At 68.1% G+C, this 13,771-nt stretch carries 9 protein-coding genes; 5 read left to right on the forward strand and 4 right to left on the reverse strand.

Annotation, left to right across the window (positions count from 1 at the left end; genetic code table 11):
• Window positions 1-113: 113 nt before the first annotated feature.
• A complete protein-coding gene (locus ACIQF4_RS06750) occupies window positions 114-1,019 on the reverse strand; it encodes a TatD family hydrolase (protein ID WP_400515375.1) in 906 nt (301 codons plus the stop codon).
• A 162-nt stretch (window positions 1,020-1,181) separates the two neighbouring features.
• On the opposite strand from ACIQF4_RS06750, the gene ACIQF4_RS06755 reads away from it, so the two are divergent.
• From ACIQF4_RS06755 to ACIQF4_RS06765, 3 genes are read left to right on the forward strand one after another with little or no spacing between them, the layout of a single operon-like run.
• Entirely contained in the window at window positions 1,182-2,309 is a 1,128-nt protein-coding gene (locus ACIQF4_RS06755; RefSeq protein WP_400515374.1) for an AAA family ATPase, read from the forward strand.
• 9 nt (window positions 2,310-2,318) lie between these two features.
• The gene (locus tag ACIQF4_RS06760; RefSeq protein ID WP_350003789.1) at window positions 2,319-3,764 is read left to right on the forward strand and encodes a DUF58 domain-containing protein; all 1,446 of its coding nucleotides are present in this window, start codon (window positions 2,319-2,321) and stop codon (window positions 3,762-3,764) included.
• A gap of 17 nt (window positions 3,765-3,781) precedes the next feature.
• Entirely contained in the window at window positions 3,782-6,283 is a 2,502-nt protein-coding gene (locus ACIQF4_RS06765) for a DUF3488 and DUF4129 domain-containing transglutaminase family protein (RefSeq protein ID WP_400515373.1), read from the forward strand.
• Between the two features lie 15 nt (window positions 6,284-6,298).
• Here ACIQF4_RS06765 and ACIQF4_RS06770 read toward each other — a convergent pair whose 3' ends face one another.
• Complete coding sequence (locus ACIQF4_RS06770) at window positions 6,299-7,798, reverse strand: NAD-dependent succinate-semialdehyde dehydrogenase (protein ID WP_350003791.1); 1,500 nt, start codon at window positions 7,796-7,798, stop codon at window positions 6,299-6,301.
• 184 nt (window positions 7,799-7,982) lie between these two features.
• Window positions 7,983-8,858, reverse strand: coding sequence for a 16S rRNA (cytidine(1402)-2'-O)-methyltransferase (gene rsmI, locus ACIQF4_RS06775; RefSeq protein ID WP_350003792.1), 876 nt, complete (start codon window positions 8,856-8,858; stop codon window positions 7,983-7,985).
• A 54-nt stretch (window positions 8,859-8,912) separates the two neighbouring features.
• Here rsmI and ACIQF4_RS06780 point away from each other — a divergent pair, with 54 nt between their 5' ends.
• Together ACIQF4_RS06780 and ACIQF4_RS06785 are read left to right on the forward strand one after the other, a co-directional pair.
• Window positions 8,913-10,631, forward strand: coding sequence for a dolichyl-phosphate-mannose--protein mannosyltransferase (locus ACIQF4_RS06780; RefSeq protein ID WP_400515371.1), 1,719 nt, complete (start codon window positions 8,913-8,915; stop codon window positions 10,629-10,631).
• Between the two features lie 66 nt (window positions 10,632-10,697).
• Entirely contained in the window at window positions 10,698-12,527 is a 1,830-nt protein-coding gene (locus ACIQF4_RS06785) for an AMP-dependent synthetase/ligase (protein WP_400515368.1), read from the forward strand.
• 31 nt (window positions 12,528-12,558) lie between these two features.
• Here the strand turns inward: ACIQF4_RS06785 and ACIQF4_RS06790 are convergent, their stop codons facing one another.
• Window positions 12,559-13,764, reverse strand: coding sequence for a TIGR01906 family membrane protein (locus ACIQF4_RS06790; protein WP_400515366.1), 1,206 nt, complete (start codon window positions 13,762-13,764; stop codon window positions 12,559-12,561).
• Between the last annotated feature and the right edge of the window lie 7 nt (window positions 13,765-13,771).

Consider the following 13,771-nt stretch of genomic DNA (forward strand, 5'->3'; position numbering starts at 1 on the left):
GTTGGCCTTCCCCGACCCCGGCTAATAAATGTCCACTGTAACCGTAGCGTTATAAAGGGACCAAGAAATATGCATACCGGGTATCTAAATTATAACGCCCGCAAAACGGCTGGCTAGTCCCAGCTTCCGTATGCCTGCACGGTATTCGCGGCAATTCCTGCACAGAGCCCGGCCAGGTCCGCCCCTGTCAATTCGGCCATCGCCCGGACCGTGTAAGGGACCATGTAGCTGGCGTTGGGCCGGCCCCGGTGCGGATGCGGGGTAAGGAACGGCGCATCGGTTTCCACCAGGACCAGCCCAGGGTCCGCCACCGCGAGCGCAGCGCGCAGGTTGCTGGCATTACGGAAGGTCAGGGTTCCGGCAAAAGACATCCACCAGCCCTCCTGGTTGCAGGTCTTTGCCAGTTCCTCGTCACCGGAGAAGCAGTGGAAGACCACCCGTTCGGGCGCGCCTTCTTCGCGGAGCACCTGGACGACGTCGTCGTGTGCGTCCCTGTCGTGGATCTGGAGCGTCAGGTCCAGCCTTTTGGCGATGTCGATGTGCCTGCGGAAGGAATGGCGCTGGTGCGCCAGGCCGTCCCCCTCGGTGCGGTAGAAGTCCAGGCCGGTCTCTCCGATGGCCCTGATCCGCGGATGGGCGGCCAGCTGTTCAATTTCCGCGAGCGCCTCCTCCAGCTGGCCGCGGGCGGCGTAGCGGGGAGCATCATTGGGGTGCAGCGCAACAGCCCCCAGTAACCGCCGGTCCAGGTCCACCGCCTGGACCGTGAACCGCGATGATTCAAGATCGCAGCCCACCTGGACCGCACCCTGGACGCCCACGGCTGCGGCGGCATCAAGCGCTGCCGATATTCCGACGGGAGCCTTGCCATCCGGGAAGTCCAGATGGGTGTGGTTGTCCATCACCGGCACCGGCAGGGGCTCAGGAGCCGGAGGGAAGGCTCTCTGCCGGGAACTGCGCGGCTCCGGCGCGTCTTCGGTGGCGGGGTCCTGGTAAGCAGCAGGAGGAAGCGACGTACACATCCATCCAGCCTAGCTGCGGCCCCTCCCTATTTTTGTCGGAACTCTCTGTCAGCTGCGGCAGTTGTGTTAGTAGTCTGGTACGAACACATGCGAACGCCCACCGACGGGCGACGGCAGGCTTGTTGTCCCGTCCAGGTGACACCCCGGGCTGAAAGGTTGCCGATGGAATCCCACCGACGCACTGCCAACGATGTGAGCGCTGCGAACCGCCCTCTGGCGGGACTCGCTGATCCCGTCAGCCACCTCAACGGTCACCGCCCGGCGGCCATGGACGCAGCCGGCTTCCATGCGGCAACGCAGCGCATCCTTTCGTCTGTCAATACCGTCATCGATGGGAAATCCGACGCCGCCAGGCTGGCGCTGACCGTCCTGCTGGCCCAGGGGCACCTGCTGCTCGAAGACGTGCCCGGAGTGGGAAAAACACTGCTGGCAAAGACCCTGGCCCGCACCATCGACTGCACTGTCAACCGGATCCAGTTCACCCCGGACCTGCTGCCGTCTGACGTGACTGGCGTGTCCATCTACAACCAGTCCTCCCGGCTGTTCGAGTTCAGGCCCGGGGCGGTCTTTGCCAACATTGTCATTGGCGATGAAATCAACCGGGCCTCCGCCAAGACCCAGTCTGCGTTGCTCGAATGCATGGAAGAGCACCAGGTCACTGTTGACGGCACCTCATACCGGCTCGATGAGCCGTTCATGGTGGTCGCCACCCAGAATCCAATCGAAATGGAAGGGACGTACCCGCTGCCCGAGGCCCAGCGGGACCGGTTCATGGCCCGGATCTCCATGGGCTACCCGGACAAGGACGCCGAGATCGAGATGCTCGAAACGCATCAGGCCACCTCGCCCCTGGCCAAGGTCTCCGCCGTGGTCACCTCGGCGGAGGTGGCTGCCATGATCACCACTGTCCAGCAGGTGTACGTGTCCCAGGCCGTCAAGGAGTACACCGTATCGCTGGGCAGGGCCACCAGGGAAAGTCCGCTGCTCCGGCTCGGTGCCAGCCCCCGGTCCATGCTGCAGCTGCTGCGGGCCGCGAAAGCCACCGCAGCCCTTGATGCCCGGGACTTCGTCCTGCCGGACGACGTCGTTCATGTTGCCGAAGCCGTCCTGGCGCACCGGATCATCCTGGACCGCAAGGCTGCAGGGTCGGGGGAAACCCCGCACAGCGTCCTGAGGGGCATCCTGTCCCGCCTGCCCGTGGCTTCCGAGGCCGCCGGAACCGGGGCCAGGAATACGGCACCTGCGGGCAGGACGGCCGCTCCGGTCACCGGGCTGAGCAGGAACCAGTAGGCGGTGCCCATGGCGCTGCTGGACAGGGTGCCGCGGCACCTCTTCACCCAACGGGGGTGGGGCATGATCGCCGCCGGCGGTGTCGCGTTGGGCGCCGCATACGTTATGGGCCGCAGGGACCTTCTGACCCTGGCCGTACTGCTGGTTGTCCTCCCCCTGGTTTCCCTCGCCGGGATCCGGCTGGTCAAGCCCCGGTTCCGGGTGTACCGCGAGTTCACTCCGTCTCCCGTGGAAACGTCCGCCCCCACCGCCGTGCGCCTCGCAGTGGCACGGACGGGCAGCGGCAGCGGCAGCGCCACCATGGAGGAGCAGCTGCCTGCCCGCTTTGGCGAGTCGCCGGCTTTCCGGTTCCCTTCCCGGGCAGCCACCGGGGGTACCAGCCGCTATGAATACCATCTCCGTTCTGCCCAGCGGGGCCAGTTCCTCATTGGCCCGGTAACCGCAGAATTCACGGATCCTTTCGGTTTGTCACTGCACCGGCAGGCGATAGACGACGGCGACATCCTCACCGTGACGCCTGCCGCCGTCGTCCTTCCCCTCACTGGACTTGCCGGCGCGCGGGGCAACGACGGCGTGACGGCAACCAGGATCCGCGCCAATCCCAGCGACGACGACGTGATGACCCGTGAGTACCGCCACGGCGACCCGATGCGGCGGGTGCACTGGGCGGCCACGGCACGCCACGGAAACCTCATGGTGCGCCAGGAGGAATCCGTCACCACGCCGGAGGCCACGGTCATCATGGACCACAGGTACGCTGCATATTCCGGAGGTTCCGGCAGCCGGCCGGACGGCTTGGCGGGCCCGGACGGGCACCCCATGGCGAGCAGCGGAACCTTCGAATGGTCGGTCGTGGCGGTCATGTCGATCAGCGCACACCTGGCGGAACGGAACTATGCGCTTCGGCTGCTGGACACCGGGGGCGGACCCGCTTTCCTGCACTCCCCGTCCGCTCCGGAGCCGGAGGCCGAGGAATACAGCGGCGCAGCCGGTCTCCAGTCCATCGCCGAAAGCCTTGCCGCCATCCAGCTGACCGGGCCCCGCCACGCACACCGCGACAATGTGCTTCGCACGTGGGCGGGCAGGGTCAGCGCAGCCAGCGACCCCGGTGCCCCCGACGCGGGACCTGAGGCGTTTGATGACCTGCTCATGGACAAACTTTCCGCACACAGGATGAGGGGGCCGGTGATCGCGGTCCTCGGAACACTCTCGCGGATGGAAGCCCTCGCCCTTGCCCCGGCCGCCGGCTACGCCACCAATGCTTTCGCCGTCATCGTGACGGAAAAACCCGGCGAGGCTGGGGAGGCCCTGGAAGTGCTCCGGCAGGGAGGCTGGCGTGCGGTGGCCGTTGCGCCCGCTGTGCCCGTGGCGTCTGCCTGGAGCCAGTTTGACCAGGACGTGGCAGTGCCCGCTCCCTCAGCGGAGGTCCGCCGCGGAACCGGGGCCGCGCGGTGACCGCGGCACCAACACGCATGCCGGGAGCCAGCCGGCAGTCCGGCAGCCGGGAAGAGAAAACCACCGCCCGGCGCCGGGTTGGCGCGTACCCCTGGGCCATGGCCGGCGCCATCGCCCTGGCTGTCTCCGGCGCCGCCCTTTCACTGAACGGGGTGCTCCGCGGCTGGGGCTGGTACTGGCCTGCCCTGACCACCGTGCTGGTGGTCAGCCTGACGCTGGCTGCCCTTCGCTCCGTGCGGGCCCAGCCCCTGCTGGTGACGGCCGGGGGATTCATCTCACTGGCCGCCATCCTGACCCTGACATTCTTCCGCGGCTCCAGCGTTGCCGGATTCATTCCCACCGGCGGAACCCTGGTGGAGCTTGACCGCCTCATCCGAAGGGCCAGCGAAACCGTACTTTCCGAGACGGCGCCCGTGGCACCCAACGTGGGTATCGTCATGGTCATCTGCGCTGTCCTGGGCCTGGCAGTCATCCTGGTGGACGCCCTGGCGGTGCCGCTCGGCATACCCGCTGCGGCCGGGGCGGGGCTGCTGGCCGTCCTGGTGGTGCCGGCCATGATCAAACCGCAAAGCGTGGGATTCTGGGGATTCGCCTTCAGCGTGGCGGGATACCTGGCGATCCTCGCCTGCAGCCAGTATTTCGCCCCCGGCGTCCGGCTCCAGACAGATTCCGCCAGGAGTCCGGGCCAGCTCAAGCGCGCCGTGCTCACGGGATCTGTCGCCCTCGCCGCCACCCTGGTGGTGCCCATGGCAATTCCCGGCTTTGACCAAGGAACATTTCCGCAAGGTTCGCGGCTCAACCCGTGGGGCACGTCCACTGGCCTGAACCCGATGATCACGCTGGGCAACAGCCTGCGGACACCGGACGGCAGCGGGCGGATCACCTACGCCACGAATGCGTCCACCCCGCTGTACCTGCGCTCGGTCACCGTGGACCACTTCGACGGCGACTCCTGGGGCCCGGACGACCGTGACGCTTCCCGGCTGCCCCTGGGCGGCCGCATTGATCCCGGCTACACGGTCCTGGCGGACGAACAGCAACGGCTGGTCACCGCCATCGACGCCGGCAGTTTCAGCAGCCCCTACCTTCCTGCTCCCTATGCCCCGGAATCGGTCCGCGGACTCAACGGGCGGTGGACCTGGGATCCGGCAACCCTGAGCATCAAAGGTTCGGACACCACCACGTCGCGGCGGCAGGAATACCTGGTCACGTCCACCGCCCCCAGGCTGACGGCAGGGCTCCTGGCACAGTCTTCGGCCGCCGTCCAGGGCATCCCGGAGGACTTCACCAGGATTCCCGGCAACGTTCCGGACATTGTCCGCAGCACCGCCGATACCATTGCGGGGACGGGCACACCCTACGCAAAGGCGATGGCCATCCAGAAGTACCTCCGGTCGGCGGAGTTCACCTATTCCCTGCAGTCTCCGGTGCAGGGAGGCTATGACGGCAACGGCCTTTCGGTCCTGGCCGACTTCCTGGAACAAAAGAGCGGATACTGCATCCACTACGCGTCCGCGATGGCCGTGATGGCGCGGCTCGAAGGGATCCCCAGCCGCATCGCGGTGGGCTATGCACCCGGCAGGCTCACCGGTGCCACGGTGTCGGTGGCCGGCCAGGGAGCACTGCCGGAATATGAGGTGGACGCACGCGATGCCCACGCTTGGCCGGAACTCTACTTCCAGGGCCTGGGCTGGGTGCCGTTCGAACCCACACCCTCCCGTGGCGTGGTTCCCGACTACGCCACGGAGTCATCCACCTCCGCCGCTCCCGACGTGCTGGACAACAATGAAGACCTGCTGCCCGATGCCACCCCGGCTCCCACCCCTGCGCCGAGCGCCAGCGCGGCCCCTGCCCCCGGCGGCGGCGGAAGTGCCGATTCGGGTGTGCAACTCCTGCCGTGGCTGCTGGGGACGGCAGGAGTCCTGGGGATAGCGCTTTTGCTGGCCACGCCCCGGCTCATCCGTGCGGGCATCAGGGCCCAGCGGCTGCGGCCCCGGGACCCTGGCAGCGCGCTGCCCCTGGGCTGGCGTGAGCTGCTGGACCTCGGCACCGATTATGGCCTTGCCCCCGGATCGAGTGAAACGCCGCGCGCTTACTCAGCCAGGCTGCGTGGCGGGCTGCTGGGCGATGCCGGCAACCTGGACCAGGCGGCGCACCAGGCCGTCGCGGCGCTCACGGCCGGCTTCGAACGCCACAGCTATGGCCCTCCGTCCGGTGCCCTCACCGAAGGGGCGGCCGACGGCGGACAGTCCGGTTCCGCGCGCGGCGCCGGAGGGACCGTGGCAGCGCAGGTTACGGCGGTGGAATCGTCGCTGCATGCCAACGCGGGGTTGGCGCGCCGGCTTCAGGCCGCCTGGCTTCCGCCGTCGGTCATGGGACGGCTGGGCAGGCTGCTTGCTGCACCGTTCCTGGCCACGGGCCGGATCCTGCGCAGGACGGCGAAAGCCGCCGCGCGCTCCCGCCTTGGTCTTTCCAGGCGGGGAGCACGCGACGGCCTCCGGCGGCAGAGCGGCAGCTGATTGCCGCTGCCGGTGTTATCCGGCGTAGGGGTCGGCGATGCCGATGTACTGGGTGTAGAGGTATTCCTCGATGCCTTCGAGGCCGCCTTCGCGTCCGAGGCCGGACTGCTTGACGCCGCCGAAGGGTGCTGCGGCGTTGGAGATGACCCCGGCGTTCAGGCCGAGCATGCCGGTCTCGAGTTTCTCGCCCATCCGGATCCCACGGTTGAGGTCCTTGGTGAAGACGTAGGCCACGAGCCCGTATTCGGTGTTGTTGGCCAGGCGCACGGCGTCGTCTTCGGTGCTGAAGGTGATGATCGGGGCCACGGGGCCGAAGATTTCCTCGGACAGGATGCGGGTGCCTTCGGTGACGCCGGAGAGGATGGTGGGCTGGTAGAAGTACCCCGGCCCGTCCACCGGCCCGCCGCCCAGGACCGCCGTGGCGCCGGAGGCGAGGGCGTCGGAGACCAGCTCGTGGACCTTGTCCCGGCTCTTGGCATCGATCAGCGGGCCCACCTTGGATTCGGGCTCGGTGCCGCGGGCGGTGGTCATGTCCTTCATCTTCGCGGCGAACTTCTCCGCGAACTCGGCCGCGACGGACTCGTGGACGATGAACCGGTTCGCCGCGGTGCAGGCCTCGCCCATGTTCCGCAGCTTGGCGAGCATGGCCCCGGCGACGGCGGCGTCCAGGTCGGCGTCCTCGAAGACCAGGAACGGGGCGTTCCCGCCGAGCTCCATGGACGTGCGCAGGACCGTCTCCGAGGCGTCCGAGAGCAGCCGGCGGCCCACCTCGGTGGAACCGGTGAAGGAGAGCTTCCGCAGCCGGGAGTCCTTGATCAGCGGCCCGGTGGTGGCGCCGGCGGTGGAGGTGGGGATGACGTTCAGGACACCGGCGGGCAGGCCGGCTTCCATCATGACGGCGGCGAACAGCTGGGAGGTCAGCGGGGTCAGGTTCGCTGACTTCAGGACCATGGTGCAGCCTGCGGCGACGGCCGGGGCGATCTTGCGGGTGGCCATGGCCAGCGGGAAGTTCCACGGCGTGATCAGCAGGCACGGGCCCACCGGCTTCTTGGTCACCAGCAGCCGGGACTTGCCATCCGGGGACACCGAGTAGCGGCCGAACGCGCGGACGGCTTCCTCTGAGAACCAGCGCAGGAACTCGGCACCATAGGTGACCTCACCCCGGGCCTCGGCCAGCGGCTTGCCCATCTCCATCGTCATCAGCAGCGCGAAGTCCTCGGCCCGCTCGGTCACGAGCTCAAACGCCCTGCGCAGGATCTCGCCCCGTTCGCGAGGCGGGACCTTCGCCCAGGACTCCTGCGCCGCGGCGGCAGCGTCCAGCGCGGCCTTCCCGTCCTCGGCACCGGCGTCGGCGATGCTGAGCAGGACCTTACCGGTGGCGGGATCCTCGACGTCGAAGGTCTTCCCGGAGATGGCGTCCCGCCATTCGCCGTTGATGAGCAGGCCAGTGGGGACAGAGGCCAGAAGGGCGCTTTCGCGGTCTGCGGAAACGGCCGGCTGTGCAGTGACAGTCACGATGACTCCCTCGTCAGTAGGGTTGGTGCAGCCCCTTGGCGGCGGCCGGAGTGACCGGGCCCATACAGGCTGGATTACTGCCAGACTACTGCGGCGGCTTCCGGCAGGTCTACGCCGTTGCGCACTGCCGCATCATGGCGTTGCTGTGCAGCTGCACAGCTGTCCGGCACGTAGCCCTGGAACGTCAGCGGGCCGCCAGGACCGCGGAGTAGAGCTCCCGCTTACTCACCCGGACGTCCTCGGCCACCGCTGCCACTGCCTCCTTGAGCCGGATGCCCTGGGCCACGAGTTCGTTCACCGCTGCCACATGGTCCTCCGGCGTCCCGGGCGCCTTTTCCGGCGCCCCGCCGAGGACAACAGCGATCTCGCCCCTGATGTCCGTGCTTTCCGCCCACACCAGGAGTTCGCTGAGGGTGCCGCGGATGACCTCTTCATACGTCTTGGTCAGCTCACGGCATACTGCAACGGGACGGTCCGGGCCGAACCGTTCGCGCAGTGCCCGGAGCATCACCTCCAGCCGGTGCGGCGCCTCGAAGAACACCATGGTCCTGCGCTCCCCGGCAAGCTCGGCCAGCCGTGACGCCCGCTCACCGGCCTTCCGCGGAAGGAACCCCTCAAAGCAGAAGCGGTCCGTGGGCAGGCCGGACAATGCGAGCGCAGTGAGTACCGCTGACGGCCCCGGGACCGCCGTTACGGTGAGGCCGGCCGCGACCGCCCCTTCAACCAGGCGGAAACCAGGATCCGAGACTGAGGGCATCCCGGCGTCGGTGACCATCACCAGGGTGCTTCCTGCCTGCACCTGTGCCAGCAGTTCGGCCGTCTTGGTGGCCTCATTGTGCTCGTGGTAACTGATAACCCGCCCGGCCACGGTGACGCCCAGGCTCTGGACCAGGCGGTGCAGGCGGCGGGTGTCCTCGGCAGCCACGATGTCTGCGGTTCCCAGCAGTTCCACCAGCCGCGCGGAAGCGTCACCGGTGTTTCCGATCGGGGTGGCGGCAAGCACGATGCGCCCCGCAGGTGCCGGGCCGGAGTCAGGAAGGGTGCTGGGGTTAGGGTCCACGCCACCAGCCTACTGCTGCCCGGGACCGCCGGCCGCAAACGGTAGCATGGGCTGGTGACGCAGACCTCGACGCGGCCGGGCGGGGCCGGACAGGCCGCCCCCGCGGCAGCCGGCGATGAAACCGGGGAGACAGCAGTCGGCACCGGCACTTCCCCCCTGCGGCCCTGGGTCAGCCGCCCCGCCGAGGCCTTCACGCTCGAAGCCCTGCTGGCACGGCTGCTGGGCAACGCCCGCGGAGGGCGCGACTACCCGCCGTCGCTGCGGCTGTGGTTCCTTCTGGTCCCCGTCCTGACCGCCGTCACCGGCGGGATCCTCAGGTTTGTCCGGCTTGAGGCGCCGCCCAAGCTGGTCTTCGACGAAACGTATTACGTCAAGGATGCCTACTCCTACCTGGTCAGCGGCTATGAACGCGGCTGGCCGGACAAAGCCAATGACGCATTCAACGCCGGAAACCCCGGGGTGCTGCTGGACTCCCCCGAGTATGTGGTCCATCCGCCCGTGGGCAAGTGGATGATTGCCGCCGGCATGGGACTCTTCGGCCCGGAGAACCCTTTTGGCTGGCGGTTCGCGGCAGCACTGACCGGGACGCTGTCCATCCTGCTCCTGTCCCTGATCGCCCTGAAGCTTTTCCGGTCGCTGCCCCTGGCGGGGGCGGCCGGACTCCTCCTGGCCGTGGACGGCCACCACCTGGTCATGTCCCGAACGTCGCTGCTGGATATCTTCCTGATGTTCTGGGTGCTGGCTGCGTTCGGGGCCCTGCTGCTGGACCGGGACAGCGGCCGGCGGCGGCTGGCGCTGCGGCTGGCACGGGCCGCCGCGGACAACGGAGGGCGTCCGACGGCGGTCCAGCTGCTGTCCGGTCCCTGGCTGGGCATCCGGTGGTGGCGCGTGGCAGCGGGGGTGTGCCTGGGGCTCGCCGTCGGAACCAAATGGTCGGGGCTCTTCTTCCTAGCCGGCTTCGGGCTCCTCACGGTTCTGTGGGACCTTAACGCCCGGCGGGTTGCGGGCGTCCGCGGCTGGATCAGCGGCGGCGTCATCAAGGACGGAGTCCCGGCTTTCCTCAGCATGGTGCCGGTGGCAGCAGTCGTGTACGCGATTTCGTGGACAGGGTGGTTCCGGTCCGGGAACGCGTACTTCCGCAGGTGGGCGGAAAGCAACCCTTCGGCCGAGTGGGCATGGCTGCCGGACGCTGTCCGCTCACTGGCCCACTACCACCGGGAGGCCTACACGTTCCACCAGGGGCTTGGATCGGACCACCCGTACGAGGCCAGCGCCTGGAGCTGGCTGGTACTCGGCAGGCCGACGTCGTTCTTCTACGAAACGCCGCCGCAGGGCAGCCCTGGCTGCGCGGTGGAAAAATGCACATCTGCGATCCTGTCCGTGGGAAATCCGCTGATCTGGTGGGGCGCCGTCATTTCCCTGGTGGTCCTGTTGTTCTGGTGGGCCGGCCGGCGGGACTGGCGCGCCGGCGCCATTCTGGCCGGCGTGGGCGCAGGCTACCTGCCGTGGTTCCTGTACCCCGAGCGGACCATGTTCTACTTCTACGCGGTGTCCTTCGAGCCTTTCCTCATCCTGGCGCTCGTATATTGCCTGGGCCTCGTCCTGGGCAGGGCTTCCGACCCGCCCTGGCGCCGCAGGTCGGGGCTCTACCTGGCGGCACTGTTCGTTGCTGCCGTCATCCTGCTGTCCGCCTTCTTCTACCCTGTCTGGGCGGCCGAAACGATTCCCTACGACGCCTGGAAAGTCCGGATGTGGATGCCGTCCTGGATCTAGGGCAGGATGGCATCAGACCCCCAACGGAGCCGCTGCCGCGGCGTGGCAGCGGAACGGAGACCTGCTGTGAGAGAAGCGAGCACGGAGCTGCTGGTTGAGCTTGACGCCGCCAGCAACGTCACTGACCTGCTGCTGGAGCAGCATGCCGCCAACCCGGCCCACGCCCTCTACCGGCGGAAAGGGCCGAATGGCTGGGTGGACGTTACGGCCGCAAAATTCCTGCATGATGTCACTGCCCTGGCCAAGGGCCTGATAGCCGGCGGCATCGAGCCCGGAGACAAAGTGGCGGTCATGTCCCCCACCTCCTATGAGTGGACCCTGGTGGACTTTGCCATCTGGTTTGCAGGCGGCGTGACGGTTCCCATCTACGAAACGTCCTCCGCGCGGCAGGTGGAGTGGATCATCCAGGACGCGGGGGTACGCCGCGTCTTTGCCGGGGACCGCGGCCTTGCCGCCCTGGTGTCCGGTGTGGTGGCTGGGTCCGACGTGCTTCGGGACCGGCTCGTCAACGTGGTGAGGATGGATTACGACGGCGACGCGCCGGACCTTGCCAGCCTCGCCGCTGCGGGGGCAGGGGTCACGGACGCGGAGCTTGAGCGGCACCGCAGCCAGGCCGGGCTGGATGACATTGCCTCCTTGGTTTACACCTCAGGCACCACGGGCAATCCCAAGGGCTGCGAGATCACCCACGGGAATTTCGCCCTGGTGGCGAAGAACATCGTGGCGTTCCTTCCGGAGCTGTTGCTGCAGCACCAGGCGCGCACCCTGATGTTCCTGCCGCTGGCGCACGTGCTGGCCCGCGCCGTGCAGGTGGTCTGCCTTACCGCCGGGGCCACCCTCGGCCACACGCCGGGAGCGGCGCAGCTCCTGGAGGACCTGGGCACGTTCCGGCCCACGTTCCTGCTGGTGGTGCCGCGGATCTTCGAAAAAGTACGGGCTACCGCTGCCCACAAGGCGGCGCTGGCGGGCAAGGCGCGGCTTTTCAGGGCGGCATCACGCGCTGCCATTGAATACTCGCGGGAGGAGGACCGGCGCAACCGCGGCCAAGGCGATGGTCCCGGGCTGCTCTGCCGCGCCCGGCACGCGCTCTTTGACCGGCTCCTGTATCCCCGGCTGCGGCAGGCCCTGGGCGGTCAAGTCGGGTACACCGTATCCGGCGCCAGCCCACTGTCCCCCGATGACGCCCACTTTTTCCGTGGCGCGGGGATACCCGTGCTGGAGGGCTACGGCCTGACCGAAACCACGGCACCGTGCACGGCCAACACCCCTGCCCGGACCCGCGTGGGCTCAGTGGGCATACCGGTCCCGGGCACCACCATCCGGGTGGCAGAGGACGGCGAGATCCTGGTCAAGGGGATCGGTGTGTTCAAGGGCTACCACAACAACCCCTCCGCGAATGCAGAGGCCTTCGCAGACGGATTTTTCCGGACCGGCGACCTCGGGGAACTTGATGCGCAGGGGTTCCTCACCGTCACCGGCCGCAAGAAGGACCTGCTGGTCACCGCGGGCGGCAAGAACGTGGCGCCGGGCCCGCTCGAGGAAAAGATCCGCGGCCACCAGCTGGTAGGCCATGCCGTGGTGGTGGGCGACGCCAAGCCCTTCGTCTCGGCGCTGGTGACCCTGGACCCGGAGGGCGTGGACAACTGGCGCTCCGAACGGGGCCTGCCGGCCCTGGCAGTGGGCGAAGCGGTCGGCGATCCGGACGTCCTCGCGGCAGTCCAGGAAGCGGTGGACCACGCCAACCTGCTCGTGTCGAAGGCGGAGTCCATCCGCAGCTTCTCGCTCCTGGACGCCCAGTTCACTGTGGAGTCAGGCCACTTGACGCCGTCCCTCAAACTGAAGCGGGCCGCCGTCGTGCGCGACTACGCCGAGGAAATCACCAAACTGTACGCCTAGTGCAGTCCCCCGGCTGCCAGGCGCGTTGTGCTTATTCCGCGCCTGCGGCGGGTGCCGCCGCCCGGTCCTTGGCCAGGCCGCGCCGCCGGCGGGTGGGCCAGGTGAGGACCAGGGTCACGAGTGCGGCCAGCAGCACCAGGCCCGCAATCACCAAGCCGGCATCAATCCAGAACTGGCCGGGGAACAACCGGATGAGGGTGTCGTCCAGGCTGAACGTCCAGGAGCCGTCTGCGAAGAAAATGCGGTGGAACTCGGTAAAGAACTGCTGCCAGCCCAGGACGGCCAGCGTGCCCAGGCCCAGGATGGTCACCAAGGTGATGATGGAACCCGCGAACAGGCCCCTCCGGACTCCGCCGGTGCTTCGCTTCCGGAGGTAAAGGATGGCGATAATGCTGAACAGGACCAGCAGGAGACCGGCGCCGAACGTGGACAGGATCACGAGTTTGACGTCCGCCATGTGGCTCACCTCGCCGTCCTTGAACAGCTTGTCGCCGCCGCGGTGCACCAGGTCCCCCAGGTAGCGCGGGCCGGACCAGTTGCTCAGGTAATCGACGGCGTAGGAGCCGTACGTCATCCGGTCATCCGTGCTGAAGCCGTACCCGTCGCCGGGGAACCCGGGCCGGTTGTACTCCACCCACAGGAACAGCGGGCTGGTTACCGCCCGGACAGCCAGGATCAGCAAGACCAGCGGGAAGAAGATGGCGAGCAGGACCTGCATAACCCGCGGCGCCACAGGTTTGGCGTTGGCGGCGCTCTCCCGTTGGGCATTGCGGCGTTCCACCTCTTCCTCCGGCGGGCGGACCTGCAGCGCGGAGGTGGGGAGCGGTTCCTTGAAGACCGGGGAACTGTCCTCCCCCGGGCCCTCAGCGGCAGCTTCAGCGGCCTTTCGGTCGGCCCTGCTCTCCGGCTGGAGGGACCCGTCCCGGTGGGCCGGGGCAGTTCCTGCGCCCATGGCAACGGCAGAACTCGGCGCAGCTGCCGAAGGAGCGCCGGCGCCCTGGCGTGGGGATTCGCCGTCAACGGTGGATGAGGCAGGGGCCGGGCCGTCCTCAGTGGCGGAAGCAGCAGGCGGGGCGGAACCAGCGGGCGAAGCGGAGGACCCCGATGCCGTGCTGGAGCCCTTTGCTGCGGGGGTCAGCCAGGAAAACGCGGGCTCGTCGGAGTCCGCGGACGTGTCCAGATGAGGTTCCGGCTGCGGCTCGGCGCTCTTGGCGCGGACCGGTTTTTCGTCTTTCACAGCAGCG

It is taken from the genome of Pseudarthrobacter sp. NPDC092202, assembly GCF_044755505.1.
Classification (GTDB): Bacteria; Actinomycetota; Actinomycetes; order Actinomycetales; family Micrococcaceae; genus Arthrobacter.